The following is a 20,083-nucleotide window of genomic DNA, read 5'->3' as shown; positions in this document are numbered from 1 at the left end:
TCAGCCGGCCTTTGCCATCTGCATCAGCGTGACACGGCTCTGCAGCCGGCGCTGGGCTTGGTCGACGACAACGGCTACGATGATGACGAGGCCCTTGATTACCATCTGCCAGAACGAGCTCACGCCCATCATCACCAGCCCGTCCGAAAGGATGCCGATTACGAAGGCGCCGACAATGGTGCCGCCGATGGTGCCGCGTCCGCCCGACATCGAGGTGCCGCCGAGCACTGCCGCGGCAATGGCGTTGAGTTCGAAGCTCTCTCCGGTCGCCGGATGCGAGGCCATCAGTTCGGACGAGATGATCAGCCCGACGATCGCCGCGCAGAACCCGGAAAACATGTAGACGAACATCTTCACCATGTTGACGCGGACGCCCGAAATCCGCGCCGCCCGCTCATTGCCGCCAACAGCGAAGACATGGCGGCCGAGCGGGGTGTATCTGGCGAGATAGGCCGCCCCCAGTGCTACGACGACCAAGATCCATATCGAAACCGGCAAGCCGAGCAGCCGGCCGGCGCCGAGGAAGCCGAACCCGGTGGTGCCGAGCTCCGGCTTGCCGATGAGATTGGGGAAGGTGCGCCCGTCGGACGACAGCAGTGCCAGGCCGCGTGCGACATAGAGCACGCCGAGCGTGGCTATGAATGGCGCAACGTTAAGCCTGGTGATCAGCAAGCCGTTGACGGCGCCGATCAATATGCCGACGGCAAGCGTGATCAGCGCGATCTCGAAGACGTTGAAATAGATGGTGTAGCCGACCTGCAGGTCGACGCCGTTGAGCACGAGATAGCCGGCCACCATGCCGCACAGGCCGACGATCGAGCCGACCGACAGGTCGATGCCGCCGGTGATGATGACGAAGGTCATGCCCATTGCGAGGAATGCGTTCAACGCCACGTGCTTCGACATCAGGATAAGATTGGCGGCCGATAGGAAATTGGGCGCAGCTATCGAGAAGAATAACAGCACGGCGATCAGCGCGATGAACGTCCTCGCCTTCATCAGCGTCAGCAGGACCGAGCCGCTCGAAATGGAGTTGACCACCGCCTTGGCTGGAATGTCAGTCATGCGCCTTGCTCTCCGTGCGGGACCGGGCCGTGGCCGAGGGCCGAGGCAGCGACGAGCGCGGCCTCAGTCGCCTCCGCGCGATCGAAGATACCGGTCAATTTTCCATTGCTCATCACTGCGATACGGTCGGACAACGCCATCACTTCGTCGAGATCGGAGGTGGCAAACAGGATCCCTAGGCCGTCGCGCGACAGCTTGCGCATGGTGCGGAAAACGTCGGCCTTGGCGCCGACGTCGATGCCGCGGCTCGGCTCGTCCATCAGCAGCACCTTCGGTCCGGTGAGCAGCGCCTTGCCGATCACCACCTTCTGCTGGTTGCCGCCCGACAGCGACGAGACTTCCTGCGTCGGATCGGCGACCTTGATGGCCAGTTCGCGCACCGTCTGGGTCACCGCCTGTCGTTCGGCGGCACCACGAATGTGGAACAGGCGCACGAACCGCGACAGGCTGGCCAGAGTCAGATTGCTGGCGACGGAGAGGATCGACACCAGCCCTTCGCGTTGGCGGTCTTCGGGGATCAGCGCCAGCCCGCGCCGGATGCGCCGCGTCGTGTCGCGCTCGTGCACCTTTTTGCCGGCAATGAATATCGCGCCGGTCGAATGGCCGTGGCGGCCCATGATGCAATCGAACAGCTCGCTGCGTCCGGCGCCCATCAGGCCGTAGATGCCAAGGATCTCGCCAGCGCGCAGCGACAGCGAGACGTGGTCGACCGCAAGCCCGCCGGTGACGCGCGGTAGGCAAATGTCCTCGGCGCGGAATATCTCTTCGCCCGGCACATGGCCGTCGGCCTTAGCGAAGTCCTTGGCGTCCGAGCCGATCATCTGCCGCACGATCCACTGGGTGTCGACGTCTTTCATCTCCGCCTGGCCGGTGATGCGCCCGTCGCGCAGCACCGTGATGGTGTCGCCGATGCGGATCAATTCCTCGAGCCGATGCGAGATGTAGACGATTGCCACGCCGCCCGCCTTGAGGTCGGCAATCACCTTGAACAGGATCTCGACTTCCGCCGCGCTGAGCGCCGAGGTCGGCTCGTCCATGATCAGGATGCGCGCATCGAGCGAAACCGCCTTGGCGATCTCGACCAGCTGCTGCTGGCCGATGCGCAGATCCTCGACCAGCATGTCCGGCCGTATGCCAGCCTCCAGGCGTTCAAGAAATTCCGCCGCGCGGCGCTCCTGCTCTTTGCGGTCGATCTTGCGGAAGCGGTTGGTGATCTCGCGGGTGGCAAAAATATTTTCGGCGACGGTCAGATTGCCGAACAGGTTGAGCTCCTGGAATACCATGCCGATGCCGCGGGTTACCGCGTCCCCGGATGACGAGAAGGAGACCTCCTCGCCGTCCAGCAGAATGCGCCCGAGCGTCGGCTGCTCGACGCCGGCGATGATCTTCATCAGCGTCGATTTGCCGGCCCCGTTTTCGCCGACCAGCACGTTGACCGCACCCTTGCGCACCTCGAAATTCGCACGTTTGACCGCGACGGTGCCGGAATAGACTTTCGAGACATCCTCCAGCTTCAGGATGACGTCTTGATCGCCGGTCATGGCTTCGGCCCGATCTCTGCCTCCGCCGGCGTCACCAGCGGCAGGTCCTGGCCACTGCCTGGCGTATAGGCGCCGAGGATCTTGACGCTTCGGCCCTCGAGTGCCTCGCGCGGCAGCTTGGAAAGTACGGTCTTGTCGGCGTAGGCGTTGAAGGCCTTGCCGAACTGGGCGAAGTCGATCTGATTGGTGAAATCGTTGAATTGAATGAAGTCAAGGCTGTCGCGCAGCGCTGTACCGCGCATGGCGGGTCCGATCTGCACTCGCGCATCCGCCTTGCCGTCGCCGTCGGCATCGACGTCCATTGTCGCCGCGCGTGACTGTGTATTGGCTGCAACGACCTTGCCCCCGAGCCGGACGGCGAAGGTCCATGGCGAATTCGCCTGCTTTTTCGGATTGCCGTATTTGGCGCCGGCAGCGGCGGGATCGGTCTTCGCCAAAGCATGAACCTCGGGAAACGGGCCGGCCTTCTGCTGCAGATAGGGTATCGCTTTCGCCGCCCAGATGTCCTCGACCTTCTTGTCGGGATTGAAGGCCGAGCCAGTGCCGCCATTTTCCGCTGACGGCGTCGGCAGGATCTTGCAGGCGGTCAGGCTGACTATAGCTGCAAGGAGCGATCCGACAAGGATCGGCCGGGTCAGCGTGTTGAACATGTCGGCTCGTTCGGCATGGCGGTCAGGAGCACCCAGAGAAATGGAAACAAGGGCGAAATGGAAGCAAGGGACGAACCGGAGCTCGTCCCTTGCGCTTGATGTTACGCCGGCTCAGTTGGTGAGCGCGAATGTCTCCAGCTTGGCGGCATTGTCACCATTGACCAGGACGCAATCCATCAATTGCTTTTCCTCGGCCGGAGACTTCTTGTTCTTGATGAAGTCGTTGGCCTGCTCGACCGCCATCTGCGCCTGCGCGAAGGCCGGCTGCAGGACCGTCGCCTTGATGCCGCCGGAGGTTATCGAGTCGCGCACGTCGTTCGACCCGTCGAAGCCGACGACGATCACGTCCTTGCGGCCGGCAGCGGCAAGTGCCGCATAGGCGCCCATCGCCATCGTGTCGTTGCCCGAGATCACGCCCTTGATATCGGGATTGGCCTGGAGGATCGATTCCATCTTTGAATAGGCCTCGGTCTGGCTCCAGTTGGCCGACTGCTGCGCCACCATCTTCAGGTCCGGATAGTCGTCGATGACGTCGTGGTAACCCTTGGAGCGGATGCCGGCATTGGTGTCGGATTCCTTGCCGACGAGCTCGACGAAATTACCCTTCTCGCCCATCAGCTTGACGAATTCCTGCGCGCCGAGCTGGGCGCCCTGATAATTGTTGGAGACGATCTGCGCGACGGCGACGCCGGTGGCATTGATCTCGCGATCGATCAGGAAGGAAGGAACGCCTGCGTCCTTGGCCTTCTGCACCGCAGCGACTGTGGCGTCGGCGCCGGCATTGTCGAGGATGATCGCCTTGGCGCCGCGGCCGATCGCCGTATCGATCAATTCGGACTGCTTGTTGGCGTCGTCGTCATGGACGAGCACCAACGCCTCGTAGCCGAGTTCCTTGGCCTTGGCCTCCGCGCCGACAGCTTCCGCCTTGAAGAACGGATTGTCATGCGAGGGCGTGATGATGGCGATCAAATCCGCCGCATAGGCGGGTGCGGCGGTGCCAAGCGCCAGCATGCCGGCGAAAGCCGCAAGCGTCATTCTGCGTGTCAGTTTCATGTATTCCTCCCGTTGAAAATCCGCGCCTTGTCCCAAGGCTATATGCATTCGATTTCGCTAGCCGGCCGTAGGTGGTGGGTCGCGTCAGATTCACAAGCCTTTGCCGGCTTCACTTCGACGGATCGCTTCCACTACCCCCACTCATCTGGCCCCTGAGCCTGCTGCGAAGCTTGACGGTCCGATCCATCGAACAGCTAAGGCAACTGGTATAATGAGTCAATGACAATTTCAGGTGACATGTTTCGAAAGACGCGTCACTGCCCTCAAGTGATGCGCTGAATGCTCGCGGCAATTTCCTCCGGCTCGAACACCCGTTTCCAGTCGTCGCGCATCAGAACCGGCTTGCCGAACTCTATCGCCTTGTTGCAGGCGTCGGAGAACACGCCTTTGGTCTCGCCGAAGATGACGGCGCCAAGCACGTTCATATGACCAAGCAGGAAGTCGAGCGCCGCCTGCTTGTCGACCCCGCGCGCCACCACCTCGTCGACCGCCTCTTTCATGACGACGAGCAGCGAAGCGCATACCGTTTCCGAAAGGCCGGGCTCGAGCAGGGCCATCTGATCGACAGTGACGCGATGGGAGCGCATGACCGGCGCCCAGATGATCTTTGCGATCGCCTCACCCTTGGCGAAATCCTCCTCCGGTCCTTGCATCAAGGCGCTGACCATATGCTGCTTGGCCTTGACGCCGCCGAAATAGTCCTTCTTGGCCGCCATGTCGGTCTCGTCGTTGAAGATCGGCGGATGGCAGGGGTGGGTGACGAAATAGGTCAGGTCCGGCCGCTTCGGCAAATGCCCGGCGAAAGGTGCCGCGGCGTCGAGCACGACGACCATCGTGCCTGACGCAAGCTTGCTCTCGATACTCGCCGCGACCTTGCCGATGTGCGTGTCCGGCACCGCCAGGATCACCACATCGGCGCCATCAAGCGCCTCATCGGCGCTGACGGCATCGATGCCGAGGCCCGACTTCAGCCGCTCGCGGCCGGCGTCGCTGACCTCGACATGGCGTATCGTATACGAAGATCCGCGAAAATTGGTCGACAGACGGTAACCCATTTTGCCGCCTGCACCAAACAGCGCAATCGTTGTCATATGTCCGTTACTCCTGAATTCCAACGACGGCCCTACCGATCGTCATCTCATTGACTCGTATGCACATTGCCGCCGGCTGGCGGATTAAAAAACGCGGGGAAGCCGCCGCTCAAATGACGATGCCTGGACGATGTCTCGGGCGCCCCGATGTCCAGCGCAGCCACGCGGAGCATGCTACCTCAGGTACACATTATACCAGCATACCAAATTCGCAAGCGGCCGCGGCACTGCTCTGACCATTTGTTTGGCCGTCGTTTACCTCCTGTTCAACGGCAAAGAGCGATCATCGCGCTGAACCGCGGATCGGCGGGATGATTCGCAGCCAACAAAAGGCCCATGCTCGAAACTTCACTCTACAGCCCGGTCAAGGCCTTCCTCGAAGGCCTGGGATTTATGGTCAAGGGCGAGATCGGCGGCTGCGACCTGCTGGCGCTGAGTGCCGACTCTCCACCGATCGTCGTCATCTGCGAGCTGAAGCTGAAGTTCAATCTCGAGCTGATCCTCCAGGGCGTCGACCGTATGGCGGCGAGCGACGAGGTCTGGCTCGCGGCATGCATGTCGGCCCGTGGCAAGGGCCGCGAGAGCGATGTGAGATACCGCAATCTCTGCCGTCGGCTCGGCTTTGGCCTGCTTGGCGTGCGACCGAATGGCGAGGTTCAGGTGCTGCTCAGCCCGACGGCATTGGCTCCGCGTCGGGATCCCCGGCGCCGCTCGAAACTAATCGACGAACATCGGCGTCGGCAGGGCGATCCTGTCGCCGGCGGCGGCTCACGTGCGCCGATATGACCGCTTATCGCCAGCAGGCACTGGCATGCGCCGCAGCACTCGCCGACGGCCCAAAACGGCCGCGTGACTTGAAGCCCAACCTGCCGAACGCACCCAAGATTCTGCTGCACAACGTGTATCGCTGGTTCGCGCGCACCGATCGCGGGATCTACGAACTGACCGCTCAGGGCCGTGAAGCCTTGCAGCGCTGGCCGCAGCCCGATCGCAGCCACGCCGCTGCCTGAGACAGGCAACGCCGGATTTCGCGCCCTGCTCTCCGCGACAATCACGGCTTTCGGCCAGACAGCACTCAGTAACTCAGTACAAGACAGCACCTCAGTCACGGAACCATATTTCGACACGATGGTTTTGTCGTCACCGAATTGATCGTCCGCTGAGCAAACGGAAGGAACGGCCATGCGCCTATCGACGACAATTGCCACACTTTCGGCACTGGCCCTTGCCTCGCCGGTCTATGCGCAATCCGTGGGACCAGAGCTTGCCCCTGTGCCGCCGACGGCGCCGCAAACCTTGCCGGAGCAAGCCACGCCCCAAGGGACCACTCCCGACCAGGCTACACCGGACGATGCCTTCTCCGCCCAGAATTTCACCGCAGTGACAATCGTGGCGATGGAGGATCTGCCTCCTGACATCAAGGCACAGGCGGAGGCCGTCGTCACCCAGACCAGCGCCGAGGATTTGCGCATCCTGCAAAGTTCGATCGACGCATCGCCGCAGGCGGCATCGGCACTGGCGGCGAACGGGCTCAATTCCACGCAGGTCGTGGCGGCCAATATCGACGGCGACGGCACGCTGACGCTGATCATCCAGACGACGACGTGAGCGGCTGAAAGCGGACAAGCCGGCTCCGGCACGGAACCAAAGCCCGCCTGATCGCGGAGGACTGTCATGGTCGAGGCTGCAGTTCGCAACTTCACCATCAATTTCGGGCCACAACATCCCTCCGCTCACGGCGTCCTGCGGCTGGTGCTCGAACTCGACGGCGAGATCGTGGAACGCGCCGATCCCCATATCGGCCTGCTGCATCGCGGCACCGAAAAGCTCATCGAATACAAGAACTACCTGCAGGCCTTGCCCTATTTCGACCGGCTCGACTACGTCGCGCCGATGAACCAGGAGCATGCATTCTGTCTCGCCGCCGAGAAGCTCCTCGAAATATCGGTTCCGAAACGCGGACAGCTCATTCGCGTGCTTTTCTGCGAAATAGGCCGGCTGCTGTCGCACCTCCTCAACGTCACCACGCAAGCCATGGACATCGGCGCGCTGACGCCGCCGCTCTGGGGTTTCGCCGAGCGCGAGAAGCTGATGGTCTTTTATGAGCGCGCGTCCGGCGCCCGCATGCACGCGAATTATTTCAGGGTCGGCGGCGTGCATCAGGATCTGCCGCCGGAACTCCTCGACGACATCTGGAAGTTCTGCGATCCGTTCCTCAAGGTCTGCGACAATCTCGACGAGCTGTTGACCGAGAACCGCATCTTCAAGCAGCGCAATGTCGATGTCGGCGTGATCGGCCTCGATGATGCCTGGGCCTGGGGCTTTTCCGGCGTGATGGTGCGCGGATCGGGGGCATCCTGGGATCTGCGCAAGGCGCAGCCATACGAATGCTATTCGGAGATGGATTTCGATATTCCGGTCGGCAAGCATGGCGACTGCTACGACCGCTATCTTGTACGCATGGAGGAAATGCGCCAGTCGGTCCGGATCATGCGGCAATGCCTGGAAAAGTTGCGCTCACCCAAAGGCCAGGGACCGGTCGCGATCCCGAACCACAAGATCACGCCGCCGCCGCGTGCCACGATGAAGCGCTCGATGGAAGCGACGATCCACCATTTCAAACTCTACACCGAAGGCATTCGCGTGCCGAGCGGTGAAGTCTACGCCGCCGTCGAGGCGCCGAAGGGCGAGTTCGGCGTCTACCTCGTGTCGGACGGAGGCAATGTTCCCTACCGATGCAAGATCCGCGCACCTTCCTTCGCCCACCTGCAGGCGATGGATTTCCTGTCCCGAGGCCATATGATCGCCGATGTTGCCGCGATCATCGGCTCGCTCGACATCGTGTTCGGAGAAATCGATCGTTAGCCACGTCAAAGGGTCGCGGGTCCATCCTAGCCAGATCGCACCTGCCTCGACTGCGCTCGAACGCCGGTCGGACGACGGCTCTCACTTGCGGCGGGCCAACTCAAATTCTCGCATCAAAACGGACGCATGGCCGCGACAAGGCGCAGCCAAGCGTCGAGGAGTTTCACAATCTGCGCGGCCCGACGTGGCACGTGCCCTTCCAAGTTCGGAAGCGCTCTCAACGGCGCAGAAAGAACGCGTGTTCCGCCGTTCCTCGTACCGCGTCAATGCGCGATCAATCCCTTCAGCCAGGCAACAAATCTGTTGCCGCGGACTATCCCGCGCACCCTGGCAGCGGCCCATCGCGCTTGCATCGTAGCACCGACATGGCAATGGCAAACGATTTGGTGCAACTGCCGATCGCTCAGTTCGAAGAAGCGCTTTGCCTCACCATAGGTATCGTCCTTCAGCCCCATGGCACGCAGAACCGGATCCTCGAAGGCGACGGTGAGCGGCGTTCCAGCACCACGCGATCTGTCGCGCGCTTCCCTGTTCATATATTCGGTGCCTGGAAGCGCCCCAAGGCATCGCGTCGGGTTTTGTTCGAGAAGTTCCGCCCAACGTTCAATCCGCTGGTTTCGAGTCATCGCCGGATACGCCGCGAAGGACTCAACTTCCGCGACGGCTTGCAGTTGGTCGAGTGTTTGATGTTTCATGGTCGGCTCCTGTCGACAGGTGAATTTGCCCACGCCTTCATGAGCAATTATCGCGCCGTGGAGCGCTGACAAGGCCGGACCGCCGCAACATGAAGCATATGAATCACCTACCCGGTGAAACGGCGCTCTAGTTCCAACGCGTCGGCACCGCTCGATGGGTTCGATGTCGACCCGTTAACCCGACCACCCCATTCCGGACAGGAACTTTTGCGGAAGCTTGCCGTTTGGCTTTGCGTCCGCTTCGGCGGCTGCAATATCAGTCTTGAAAGCAATTCCGTTGGACACGAAGCCTCAAAGCGTCGAGCAAGACGTCGAGCCTGTAAATGAAACTCGGGAGCAACCGGCCCGGGTGCGAGAATCTCGTGGGCGATCGGCAGAGCCCCGGCAGGAAAAGCCCGACGGGAATGCCTCGCAGCGAAAGGCCGGTCTGCTCGGCTTTCCCAGGCGCCATCCCTATGCGGCCGCAGCGATAGCACTTGCGCTGTTGCTCGTCGCGGCAGGCATCGCGATCTGGTGGCTGAACGCTCGCCAGTACGAATCGACCGACGACGCCTTCATAGACGCGCGCACGGTGACGATCGGCGCGCAAATAGCCGGCCGCGTTACCGAGCTGGCGGTTACCGACAATCAGCATGTACAGGCCGGCGATGTCCTCCTGCGTATCGATGACAGCGACTATCAGGCAAACCTGAAGCAGGCCGATGCCGGCGTCGCTGCGGCCGAGGCCGCAATCGTCAATGTCACCGCCCAGATCGAGGCTCAAAACGCAAAGGTGAACGCTGCCCAGAGGCAGGTTACCCAGGCCAAGGCAGCGCTGGATTTCGCCAAGGCCGAGGATCAACGCAACCGCGAACTCCTGGCCAGGGGCACGGCAACGCAGCAGCAGGCGCAGCAGGCGGCATCGACGTTGCGTCAGGACCAGGCCGCGCTGGACAGCGCCGAGGCCAATGTCGCCTCGGCAAAAAGCCAGGTTTCGGTCTTGCAGGCACAGGCCAGGAGCGCCGAGGCGCAGCTCGAGCAGGCCAAGGCCAGCCAGGAGCAAGCTCGCACGACGCTGTCGCGCACGACCATCACAGCACCCGCAGCCGGGCGCGCAACGAGCATTTCCGCCGCGAACGGCACCTACGCCCAACCCGGCCAGGTATTGATGATGTTCGTTCCCGACGAGGTCTGGGTAAGGGCCAACTTCAAGGAGACGCAGCTCGATCTGATGCGGCAGGGACAGCCGGTCGACATCGACATCGACGCCTACCCGGACAAGTCCTTCCATGGCCGCGTCGACAGCATCCAGGCCGGCAGCGGCACCGCCTTCAGCCTCCTGCCGGCTGAAAATGCCACCGGCAATTACGTCAAGGTGGTGCAGCGCGTGCCGGTCAAGATCGTCTTCGACAAGCCGCCGGATGTGCTTCTCGGTCCAGGTCTGTCGGTGGTGCCGACGGTCAAGGTGCGATGAACGGCGAAACCGCCAGAAATCAGGGCGAAAGCCGATCCGCCGCCGGGACGCACAATCCCTGGCTTATCGCCGTCGTCGTCTCCATCGCCACTTTCATGCTGGTGCTGGACACCTCGATCGCCAATGTCGCCCTGCGCAATATCGCCGGCAGCCTGGCGGCCGGAATGGACGAAAGCACCTGGGTGATTACCACCTATCTCGTTGCCAACTCGGTGATCATCCCGGTCAGCGGCTGGCTGGCAAACGTCATCGGCCGCAAGCGCTACTACATGCTCTGCGTTGCGACCTTCACCGTCGCGTCGCTGCTGTGCGGACTGGCACCCAACCTGGAACTGCTCATCCTGTTCAGGGTCCTTCAGGGACTCGGCGGCGGCGGCATGGCGCCAAGCGAGCAATCGATCCTTGCCGATACCTTCCCGCCAGAAAAGCGCTCGCAGGCCTTCGCGCTTTACGGCATTGCGGTCATCGTCGCGCCGACGGTCGGGCCGACGATCGGCGGCTGGCTGACGGACCATTTCTCCTGGCACTGGATCTTCTTCATCAACGTGCCGTTCGGCATCCTGTCGCTGGCGCTGGTGCAGTGGCTGTTGGTCGAACCGGACGTACTCGAACGCGAACGCAAGGAACGGCTGAAAGGCGGCCTGAAGATCGATGGGGTCGGTTTCGTCCTGGTGGCGATAGCCTTGGGGTGCCTGGAGATCTTTCTCGACCGGGGCCAGCGCTACGATTGGTTCGCCTCGAATCTCATCACCACTTTCGCAGTGATTTCCGCGATCGCGTTCCTGCTGCTTATCCCATGGGAAATCGGTCGCAGCGATCCGGTCGTCGACATGCGCCTATTGTTCACGCGCCAGTTCGGCACGGCGTTCCTGGTCATGATGGCAGTCGGTGCTATCCTGTTCAGCACCACCCAGATCGTGCCGCAGCTGCAGCAGACGACATTTGCCTACACCGCGACGCTCTCGGGCCTTTCGATGATGCCGGGCGGCATCGCCATGCTGATCTTGATGCCGGTGTCCGGATTTGTAGGCAGCATCGTGCAGCCCAAATATCTGATCATGATGGGCATGTCGGTGGTCGCAGTGGCCCTTTGGCACATGACTTCGCTTACTCCGGACGCCAGCTTCCGCTTCTTTGCCTTTGCCCGTGTTTTCCTGATGGTCGGGCTGCCGTTCCTGTTCATTCCCATTTCAACCGCGGCCTATGTCGGCCTGCCCCCGCAGAAGACCAACCAGGCGTCGGCGCTGATCAACGTTGCACGCAATATCGGCGGCAGCATCGGCGTCTCGCTGTCCAACACCGTCATTGCGCAAAGCTCCCAGATCCATCAATCGAATCTGGTCGGCCACACCGTGCAATCGTCGCCCGGCTATCAGCAGGCGCTTCGGCAGGCGACTGAGCATTTCGTCGCCCAGGGTTCGCCGATGGTCGAGGCGAAGCAGCAGGCGATCGGCTGGCTTGGTCAGTTGATCGCCCGCCAGGCCACGCTGCTCGCCTATGTCGATGTCTTCCGCTACTGCGCGGTGGCAACCGCCCTGCTGGTTCCGCTGGCGCTGCTGCTGCGGTCAAGCAAGTCGGGTCGCAGCCAGCCGAATCCCGAAATGGGCTGACCGGCAAGTGCGACGGTGTGGTTTTTCCAAAAACGGGCAAGCCGGGAACCAGCCGACCTGTTGCGTTGTTCTGCGCCAAGAGGAGATGATTACGATGGCCACTATTCCCACACCCGAGCCGACACCGACGCCGGTGCCACCGCCTCCCATCCCCGATCCCAAGCCCGTGCGTGAGCCGGACCCCGACAGGCTCCCCGACGAGGACCCCGTTCCCAACCCGGATGAAAACGACATTCCACCGAAGCGGACGGCTTTTAGCCGGCAATTGCCGTGATCGTTCTGCAGTGTGTACTGCGATTGCCTGCGCCAGTGGCGCCGCCTGTCAGATTTCGAGCATGGCGTAGGGGCGGCCGGTCGGCTTGGCGACATGCATGGCAACGTTATAGACCGACGCCCCGCCCGGCGTGCGGCCCTCGTAAGCGCCGCGATGCGCATGACCATGCACAACCGCGCTGACCTGGAACCGGTCTATCGTCTCGGCCAGACGTGACGAACCGAGAAACGGGAAGATCTCCAGCGGCTCGCCTTCGACCGTCTCGACGACAGGCGCGTAGTGCAGAACGACAAGCGTGCGTTTGGCGCGGACCTGCCGCATAGCGTTTTCAAGCCGCATCGCTTCGTTCACGCTTTCCGCCACCATCGACTTGATGGCCGGCTCGCCGAAGGAGCCGAGCATGCGCGACCCAAAACCGCCAACGAAACCCTTGACCCCCACGAACCCGACCTCGTGAATCTCCGTCGCCTCGCCATCGAGGAGGTGAACGCCCGCCTGGCGCAGAATATCGGTGACCTGCTCGACGGCGCCTGACTCATAGTCGTGGTTGCCAAGCACGGCGACGACCGGGATCGTGCAGGCACGCAGTTCCTCGGCAAGGATTTCGGCCTCCCTAGGCTTGCCGAGATTGGTAAGGTCGCCCGTCAGCACGAGAACCTGGGCTTCGCGCGACATTTCGCCGAAAAGGTCGCGGTACGAGGCCTGGTCCTCTTTGCCGACATGCAGATCGCCGATGGCGGCGACCTTGAGAGTGCCGCCATTTTCCGCCTTTGCCGAAGCAGATTCGAGCTCGTCAGCCATCGCTATATTCTCCTTCACCGCCGACGTCGGCAAAGCCCCATTGCTTGACGTCGATCTCATAGTCGGTTCGTGAAAGCATGCGCCCGCGGCAGATCCGCATCCGGGAAGGCGGCAATTCGCGCTGCTTGGCCAGCCGGTCAAGCAATTCGTCGAGCAGCCACGCGGGCACCCGGTCGCGCTCCGTCGGATAGATCCATCGGAAGTTCAAGAGATGCATCAGCAGAACTTCCCAATGGACTTCCATGTAGGAAAGCAGCCTTTGCCAGTCGATCTGGTCGTGCGCCTTGAGGATGGTATGCGCGACGTCGGCCCCATCGTGGCGGCCGCGATCCTGGATGAAGCATTTGGACCAGATAAGCTCGGTTGGGCCGATGATCCGCACCTGGCTGCCCAGCAATTCGGCCTGGCGAGCATGCTCCAGCCACTGGTCGTCGACAGGCATTGTGCCGTTCATCGAGGTGAAGATGACGTCGAAAAAATGCGTGCCCTTGAACACTTTGCCCAGCCACCGGTCGTCCTCGACCACGACGGCGTAGCCGATCTGCTTGAAATGGGCGAGGATGCGCGCGCAGTCGCCGGCCTTGCAGAAAATGTCCAGATCCTTGGTCGGGCGGGTGATCCCGGTATAGGCACTTACGGCATAGGTGCCGGCGACGAGAAAGGGGATGCCGGTCGCGACAAGCTCGCGGATCGCTTCGATATAAAAGACCTCCGCTTCGGCATTGCGAGGCGTCGGGGCGGCTTTTGGATCGACCGACGGAACTGATGCCGGGATGGCGCTTTTCGGTGGGGGATCGATGATCATAAGCAATGGCTCCTGGCTCGGCAGACCAGCAGCCGCCTGTATCTAATAGCCAAGCATGCCCGATGGTTCCCGCCTGCTGCATCAGGCCGACACGCCGCCGTGGCCGGCCTTCGAAGCGGCTATGGGCGAGGTTGCGGCGGCGGCCATAAAAAGAAAAAATATGTGAGCGGCTATTTTTGGAGTCAAAATCGCAGCGCGGTCGGCCTCAAACGCGTCGAGATCGGCTCAAACGCGTCGAGGCGGAGTGGACCCCGCCATCATCCTCCGGTCCAGCAAGGATTGGCTTCAACATGGTTCCGGAGCTGTCGGAGGCGCTGCGCACCCGGCTTAACAGCCACTTGAGCGCCCGTAGCCAAACCGACTCTGTTTTTCGGAACGCTGCAGGCGGCGTGGCGAAAAGCCCATTCTCCATTTTGTAATTCCTCACTGTCTCGGTCCAATCGGCGTTCTTCAACGAGCAAAACTGGTGTTGGTTCCGCGCCGCGTCGGGGAATGCCGGCTGGCCAGGCGAAGCCACCATTATGGGTTCAAGCAGGCTAGTCTCGCGCGGCAAGATCAGCGCCTCGCGAGATCAGGTCCTCGGCGACCAAGTCGCGGAATTGCTGGCCGGCGGGATTCAGCTCGTATCCTGATGCGCCGGCTCTGGACACGGTCCGCGAAGGCTGAAATTGTGACCGGTATTTCCAGTTGCAAATTGGTTGGGCTCGGCGGGGATGGCGCTGGTTTCTGAAGACATTGCCAGTCATCCGGCATTGCGTCGGCACGTCCAGGCTCAGTCGCGGACGCTGCTCCAGACCTATGAAGCAACCCCGCGGCTGGCTTCGGTGTTCGCCACGCAACAACGCTGGCTGATGGCCCACATCGGCCTTGCCTTGTATTTCGATCGAGAGCCGGACGACCATCGCAAGGGACTTACGTCCGCACGGTTCATGGACGGCATCCGCCGGCATTCGGTGGCCAGCCGCAACACCGCCGATGCCTTCCTGAAGGAGATGCTGCATTACGGTTTCATCCGGCATCTGCCGATTAAACACGGGCGCATTCGCCCCTTTGAGCCGGTCGCGGGCACTCTGGAGACGGTTGCCGGCTGGGTCATGGCTCATCTGAAAACGCTGGACAGCCTGGACGGTGGATCTCGACTGGCAGCATTCGTCGGACAACCGGACGTGCTCGCCAAACTGCAGCCGCTGGTGGCTGACGGCCTGCTTTCGTCGCATGCCGTGCGCGAGCCGAGACAGACCTTGTCCTTGTTCACCTGGCTCGACAATGGCGGCATTGTCATGGATTGGCTGATGTCCGGCATCGATCCCGATCATGCCGACCTGGACCGAATTCCGACTGGTGTGGTCTCAATCGGAGATTTCGCGAACTGGCTCAAGCTTTCCCGGACCCACCTGTCACGCAAATTGCGCGCTGCCGAAGAACTTGGCAGCATTGGCTGGCTGGGCCAGCGCGGTCATTCGGTCATGTGGGTGTCGAGCGAGTTCTATCAGGAATACATGACCGCCCAGGCGGTCAAGCTCGCCATCATCGATGCAGCCTTCGACAGTTGTGTTGTAACTCCCGACGCCAGCTGAACCGCGAGCCGAACGCCGTCGTGGCGGCCTTGGAGCCGCCGCGACGAAGGTCTGGCATTTCAATCGATATCGAACGACACGCCCTGCGCAAGCGGCAGCGCCTTGGAATAATTCACCGTATTGGTAGCGCGCCGCATATAGGCCTTCCAGGCATCGGAGCCGCTCTCGCGGCCGCCGCCGGTTTCCTTCTCGCCACCGAAGGCGCCGCCGATCTCGGCCCCTGACGTGCCTATATTGACGTTGGCGATGCCGCAGTCCGATCCGTCGACGCCAAGAAAGCGCTCGGATTCCTGCAGGTCGCGGGTAAAGATCGACGATGACAGCCCCGCTCCCACCGCATTGTGTTCTTCTAGCACGGCGTCGAAGTCCGAATATTTCATGACGTAGAGGATGGGCGCGAAGGTCTCCTCCGTCACTGGCGAAACCTGCCGCGGCATTTCGACCAGCGCCGGACGCACATAGTAGGCCTCGGGATTGCCGTTCTCGACCCGCATTCCGCCGGTTATCTTACCGCCATGCGAAGCCGCCTCCTCCAGCGCCTTCTGCATATTCTCGTAGGCAGCCTTGTCGATCAGTGGGCCGACCAGCGCGCTTGTCTCCAGCGGATTGCCGACCGAGACGCTTTCATAAGCCTTCTTCAGGCGAGGAACGAGCTGGTCGTAGACGCTCTCATGCACGAACAGGCGCCTGAGCGTCGTGCAGCGCTGGCCGGCCGTGCCCATGGCGCCGAAGGCGATGGCGCGGAGCGCCATGTCGAGATCGGCCGTCGGGCAGACGATGCCGGCATTGTTGCCGCCGAGCTCGAGCACGGCACGGGCAAAGCGCTTCGCCAGCCGTGGTCCGACGTCCCTGCCCATGCGCGTCGAGCCGGTGGCCGAGACCAGCGGCACCTTGGGATGATCGACCAGGATCTCGCCGACGGCGCGATCGCCGATCAGAACCGGCGCCAGTCCCTTCGGCGCATCGCCGAAACGCTCTGCTGCACGCTTGAAGATCGCTTCGCAGGCGAGCGCCGTCAGCGGTGTCTTCTCGGACGGCTTCCACACCACCGCGTCGCCGCAGACCAGCGCAAGTGCTGCGTTCCACGACCATACCGCGACCGGAAAGTTGAAGGCCGAGATGACCCCGACGACGCCGAGTGGATGCCAGGTTTCCATCATGCGATGGCCGGGACGCTCGGTGGCGATGGTCAGGCCGTACAGTTGCCGGGAAAGACCGACGGCGAAATCGCAGATGTCGATCATCTCCTGCACTTCGCCAAGACCCTCGGATGGGATCTTGCCGACTTCGATCGATACCAACCGGCCAAGCTCGGTCTTGTGTGTGCGCAATTCCTCGCCGAGCAGCCGCACCAGTTCTCCACGCTTGGGAGCTGGTACCTGCCGCCACGCCAGGAAAGCTTTGTAGGCATTGTCGATGGTCGTCGTCGCATCGGCCGGCGAGATGGTCTTCAGCGCGGCGATCTGCTCGCCGGTCACCGGGCTGCGGACGATGAGGTCGCCGCCCGTGAGCGCGCCTTCGGCAACGCCCAGTTTCGCCAGAAGCCCGGCCGTTTCCTTCGCAATCGTCATTTTCATCCCTTTCAGATCCCGTCGCTCATATGGCGTCGGGCCAAGCCTGGCGCCATACCCGCCCCTGCCGGTCGGCACACCAGGCGCTGTCATGGCGTGGCATTACTCGCTTCAAGGAAAAATCGCCACCCCGGCATGGTCTAAGCAAAGGTCAGACCGTTGAACCAGGCGAAGGCGTCGGATCAATGCGCCGTTTGCTTGGCGCCTTCTTTCATCAGCCGGTCGATATGCATGCGGATATGCGCTGCCTCGGCGGCCGTATTGGCAAGCGCGATGGCGCGGTCGAAAGCGACGCGCGCCTCCTCGCCGCGGTCAAGCTGCATCAGCAGTCCGCCTTTGAGGCCGAAGAAATGGAAATAGCCGGAAAGCCTTCCCTCCAGCGGCTCGATCATGGCGAGTGCGGCTTCCGGTCCACGCACCTTGGAGACCGCGACGGCGCGGTTGAGCGTCACCACCGGCGACGGCTGCATCTGCTCGAGCAGGCCGTAGAGCAGGTCGATCTCGTTCCAGTCCGTATCCTCGGGTTTTTCCGCCCGCGCATGCAGTGCGGCGATCGCCGCTTGCACCTGGTAGGGACCGGGCTTGCGATGGCGCAACGCCTTGTCGACCAGCGCCAGGCCTTCATCGATCATCTTGCGGCTCCACAGGCTGCGGTCCTGGTCTTCGAGCAGCACGATCTCGCCGTTCTCGTCGAAGCGGGCAGGCGCGCGTGCATGTTGCAGCAGCAACAGCGCCGTCAGCCCCATGATCTCCGGCTCGGTCTGGAACAGCCTGAGCAGCAGCCGGGCCAGCCGGATCGCCTCTTCGCAAAGCGGCGCACGCGCCGATGCCTCGCCGCTATTGCTGGAATAGCCTTCGTTGAAGATCAGGTAGACCATGGCAGCGACGGCGGCGAGCCGTTCGGAGCGCTCGACCGCTCCCGGCGTCTCGAACGGCACCCCGGCGTCGGCGATACGCGCCTTGGCGCGCGTGATACGCTGCTCCATCGCGCTTTCACCGACGAGGAAGGCGCGGGCGATCTGCTTGACCGTCAGGCCGGAGACGATGCGCAACGCCACGGCGATCTGCTGTGTGGCCGGCAGGTCTGGATGGCAGCAGATGAACAGCAGCCGCAAAATATCGTCACGGTAATGCGCCCCGTCCAGCCGCTCGGCGACGTCGCTCTCGGCATCTTCCAGGTCGGAGATCTGGTCCTCCTCCGGCAGCGGCGCCTGCTTGGCGCGCTTGCGCACCGCATCGATGCCGCTGTTGCGGCCGACGAAGATCAGCCAGGCTGCCGGATCGCGCGGCGGGCCGTTTTTCGGCCAGTTATTCAGTGCCCTCAGGCAGGCGTCCTGGAATGCTTCCTCCGCCGCGTCGAGGTCGCGGAAATAGCGCAGCAATGCCCCCATCACCTGCGGGCGAGCGGTGCTGATTGCCGTGCTGATCCAGGCGAGTTCGGTCATGCGGAAACCTTGGCGGGATTGAAGAGCGAGACCGGCCGGATTTCATAGGAGCCGCCGCTCGGGTTGACCTCGGAAAGCTCACGCGCGAAGTCGACAGCCTCATCGAGGTCGGCGCATTCGAGCGTGTAGAAGCCGAGGAACTGTTCCTTGGTTTCGGCAAACGGGCCGTCGATGACGATCGATTCGCCCTTGACCTTCCTCAGCGTCGTCGCCGCGGTCGTCGGCAAGAGCCGCGCCACCGGGCCAAGGCGGCCCGCCTGGGCATATTTTTCCTGCACACCCAGAAGTTTTTCCATGACGGCATCGTCCTGCTCCTTGCTCCAGGAGCAGACGACGTCTTCAGAGGCATAGCAGAGGATCGCGTAGAGCATGGTTCGTCCTTTTCTCTGTCAAAGGACGAAACACTAGGACCGATGCCGACATGGCGTCGACAAAAAAATACGCCGCGGTCCGACGTCAGCTTTCTCTCGCCTTCAGCCATCTCAAGACCAGGGCCTCCTCGTCGTCGAGGCCGGCGATCGAGCGCTTGCCTTTGTTGGCATCCGCCATTTCGTCGAGCAGCCGTCCTTCGGACCAGGCGCGGAACACTTCCGGATGGATGTAGCATTGGCGACAAACCGCGCGTGTGTTGCCGAGCCGCTCGGCAACCTTGTCGATGACATTGTTCATCACCCGCTTTTGCTGCGCCTGGCTTTCGGGACGTTCGGTTTGGGCAAACAGCGACGCGGCATGAATGGTGCCGCCCCAGGTTCTGAAGTGCTTGGAGCTGAACTCCGCTCCGGCATTCTCCCTGATATAGCGGTTGACGTCGTCTGAGCGCACCGGATGCCTGTTTCCGCCCTCGTCGAGATACTGAAACAACTTCTGCCCCGGCAAGTCCTGCGCTCCGCGCACGACCTTGGCAATCCGGCGATCGACAAGCTTCAATCTCCATTCCTTGCCGGATTTGCCGACGAAGGCAAAACGCAGGCTTGAGCCCCTGATGTCGACATGGCGGTCCCGCAGCGTGGTCAGCCCAAAACTCTTGTTGTCGCGTGCATAGGCGGCATTGCCGACACGGATCATCGTGTTGTCGAGCAACCAGACTATAGCCGCCACGACGCGTTCCAGCGGCAGGCCGTGACGGCGCAAATCGACGTCGATCTGCCGCCGCAGTTCGGGCAGGCCTTCGGCGAAGGCGACCAGGCTCGAATATTTGACGCCGTCGCGCTCCTCGGCCCAGTGCGGATGATAGCGGTATTGCTTGCGCCCGCGCTGGTCCCGACCGGTCGCCTGGATGTGACCGTCGGCATCCGGCGAGATCCAGACATCCGTCCAGGCCGGGGGGATGGCGAGCGCCTTGATGCGTGCCAGCGCCTCCCCGTCGACAATCCGCCCGTCGGGTCCTTTGTACGAGAACCCCTTGCCCGAACGCAGCCGGCGAATACCGGGTTCAGTGTCGATGACATAATTGAGCGAGGCCCGAACGGCCGAGGCTTGCGCGCCGTTCTCCGGCGCTCCATTCTGCCGCACCCCGTTCTTTGGTGCAGCTTTCCTCACAGCCGATTGGCCAGACGACGATCCGGATTTGTCCAGCATGTCCTCTCC

The 20,083-nt window shown here is 62.3% G+C and carries 18 protein-coding genes and 1 pseudogene; 7 read left to right on the top strand and 12 right to left on the bottom strand.

Annotated elements, in window-relative coordinates:
• The 5 genes from NMG46_RS07335 to NMG46_RS07315 all read right to left on the bottom strand — a co-directional run bounded on the left by NMG46_RS07335 (position 1) and on the right by NMG46_RS07315 (position 5,400).
• Entirely contained in the window at positions 1 to 1,065 is a 1,065-nt protein-coding gene (locus NMG46_RS07335) for an ABC transporter permease (protein WP_254817020.1), read from the bottom strand.
• Complete coding sequence (locus tag NMG46_RS07330; RefSeq protein WP_254817019.1) at positions 1,062 to 2,606, bottom strand: sugar ABC transporter ATP-binding protein; 1,545 nt, start codon at positions 2,604 to 2,606, stop codon at positions 1,062 to 1,064. The genes NMG46_RS07335 and NMG46_RS07330 overlap by 4 nt, the downstream gene beginning before the upstream one ends.
• Positions 2,603 to 3,256, bottom strand: a complete 654-nt coding sequence (locus NMG46_RS07325; RefSeq protein ID WP_254817018.1) for a DUF2291 family protein — start codon at positions 3,254 to 3,256, stop codon at positions 2,603 to 2,605. Before NMG46_RS07325 ends, NMG46_RS07330 begins: the two co-directional genes overlap by 4 nt.
• A gap of 111 nt (positions 3,257 to 3,367) precedes the next feature.
• Complete coding sequence (locus NMG46_RS07320; protein WP_023675475.1) at positions 3,368 to 4,309, bottom strand: D-ribose ABC transporter substrate-binding protein; 942 nt, start codon at positions 4,307 to 4,309, stop codon at positions 3,368 to 3,370.
• A gap of 263 nt (positions 4,310 to 4,572) precedes the next feature.
• Complete coding sequence (locus tag NMG46_RS07315; RefSeq protein ID WP_254817017.1) at positions 4,573 to 5,400, bottom strand: phosphogluconate dehydrogenase C-terminal domain-containing protein; 828 nt, start codon at positions 5,398 to 5,400, stop codon at positions 4,573 to 4,575.
• A 336-nt stretch (positions 5,401 to 5,736) separates the two neighbouring features.
• On the opposite strand from NMG46_RS07315, the pseudogene NMG46_RS07310 reads away from it, so the two are divergent.
• From NMG46_RS07310 to NMG46_RS07300, 3 genes and pseudogenes are all read left to right on the top strand, one after another.
• A pseudogene (locus NMG46_RS07310) lies at positions 5,737 to 6,410 on the top strand (DUF2161 domain-containing phosphodiesterase).
• A gap of 172 nt (positions 6,411 to 6,582) precedes the next feature.
• Positions 6,583 to 7,008 (top strand): hypothetical protein, encoded by a 426-nt coding sequence (locus tag NMG46_RS07305; RefSeq protein ID WP_254817016.1) that lies wholly within the window; start codon positions 6,583 to 6,585, stop codon positions 7,006 to 7,008.
• Positions 7,009 to 7,074: 66 nt separating this feature from the next.
• Complete coding sequence (locus NMG46_RS07300; protein WP_254817015.1) at positions 7,075 to 8,265, top strand: NADH-quinone oxidoreductase subunit D; 1,191 nt, start codon at positions 7,075 to 7,077, stop codon at positions 8,263 to 8,265.
• Positions 8,266 to 8,528: 263 nt separating this feature from the next.
• Here the strand turns inward: NMG46_RS07300 and NMG46_RS07295 are convergent, their stop codons facing one another.
• Positions 8,529 to 8,960, bottom strand: coding sequence for a hypothetical protein (locus NMG46_RS07295; RefSeq protein WP_254817079.1), 432 nt, complete (start codon positions 8,958 to 8,960; stop codon positions 8,529 to 8,531).
• 349 nt (positions 8,961 to 9,309) lie between these two features.
• Here NMG46_RS07295 and NMG46_RS07290 point away from each other — a divergent pair, with 349 nt between their 5' ends.
• From NMG46_RS07290 to NMG46_RS07280, 3 genes are all read left to right on the top strand, one after another.
• Positions 9,310 to 10,413: an HlyD family secretion protein gene (locus NMG46_RS07290; RefSeq protein WP_254817014.1), complete on the top strand. Its 1,104-nt coding sequence runs from the start codon at positions 9,310 to 9,312 to the stop codon at positions 10,411 to 10,413.
• Positions 10,410 to 12,023 (top strand): DHA2 family efflux MFS transporter permease subunit, encoded by a 1,614-nt coding sequence (locus NMG46_RS07285; RefSeq protein ID WP_254817013.1) that lies wholly within the window; start codon positions 10,410 to 10,412, stop codon positions 12,021 to 12,023. Before NMG46_RS07290 ends, NMG46_RS07285 begins: the two co-directional genes overlap by 4 nt.
• 94 nt (positions 12,024 to 12,117) lie before the next feature.
• On the top strand, positions 12,118 to 12,297 hold the full coding sequence (locus tag NMG46_RS07280) for a hypothetical protein (protein ID WP_254817012.1): 180 nt from the start codon (positions 12,118 to 12,120) through the stop codon (positions 12,295 to 12,297).
• 48 nt (positions 12,298 to 12,345) lie between these two features.
• Here the strand turns inward: NMG46_RS07280 and NMG46_RS07275 are convergent, their stop codons facing one another.
• Both NMG46_RS07275 and NMG46_RS07270 read right to left on the bottom strand, forming a co-directional pair.
• Positions 12,346 to 13,098: a metallophosphoesterase gene (locus NMG46_RS07275; protein WP_254817011.1), complete on the bottom strand. Its 753-nt coding sequence runs from the start codon at positions 13,096 to 13,098 to the stop codon at positions 12,346 to 12,348.
• Complete coding sequence (locus NMG46_RS07270) at positions 13,091 to 13,903, bottom strand: nucleotidyltransferase (RefSeq protein ID WP_254817010.1); 813 nt, start codon at positions 13,901 to 13,903, stop codon at positions 13,091 to 13,093. Before NMG46_RS07270 ends, NMG46_RS07275 begins: the two co-directional genes overlap by 8 nt.
• Before the next feature lie 713 nt (positions 13,904 to 14,616).
• Here NMG46_RS07270 and NMG46_RS07265 point away from each other — a divergent pair.
• Positions 14,617 to 15,480, top strand: coding sequence for a hypothetical protein (locus tag NMG46_RS07265; RefSeq protein WP_254817009.1), 864 nt, complete (start codon positions 14,617 to 14,619; stop codon positions 15,478 to 15,480).
• Positions 15,481 to 15,539: 59 nt separating this feature from the next.
• Here the strand turns inward: NMG46_RS07265 and NMG46_RS07260 are convergent, their stop codons facing one another.
• The 4 genes from NMG46_RS07260 to NMG46_RS07245 form a co-directional block, all read right to left on the bottom strand.
• Positions 15,540 to 17,051: an aldehyde dehydrogenase family protein gene (locus tag NMG46_RS07260; protein WP_254817078.1), complete on the bottom strand. Its 1,512-nt coding sequence runs from the start codon at positions 17,049 to 17,051 to the stop codon at positions 15,540 to 15,542.
• A 182-nt stretch (positions 17,052 to 17,233) separates the two neighbouring features.
• Positions 17,234 to 18,496 (bottom strand): RNA polymerase sigma factor, encoded by a 1,263-nt coding sequence (locus NMG46_RS07255; RefSeq protein ID WP_254817008.1) that lies wholly within the window; start codon positions 18,494 to 18,496, stop codon positions 17,234 to 17,236.
• Entirely contained in the window at positions 18,493 to 18,867 is a 375-nt protein-coding gene (locus tag NMG46_RS07250; RefSeq protein WP_254817007.1) for a YciI family protein, read from the bottom strand. Before NMG46_RS07250 ends, NMG46_RS07255 begins: the two co-directional genes overlap by 4 nt.
• An 85-nt stretch (positions 18,868 to 18,952) precedes the next feature.
• Positions 18,953 to 20,074: a DNA topoisomerase IB gene (locus NMG46_RS07245; protein ID WP_254817006.1), complete on the bottom strand. Its 1,122-nt coding sequence runs from the start codon at positions 20,072 to 20,074 to the stop codon at positions 18,953 to 18,955.
• Positions 20,075 to 20,083: the final 9 nt, after the last annotated feature.

This window comes from Mesorhizobium sp. LMG 17147 (genome assembly GCF_024297145.1).
Classification (GTDB): domain Bacteria; phylum Pseudomonadota; class Alphaproteobacteria; order Rhizobiales; family Rhizobiaceae; genus Mesorhizobium.
This window is presented reverse-complemented; position numbering and strand designations above follow the sequence as displayed.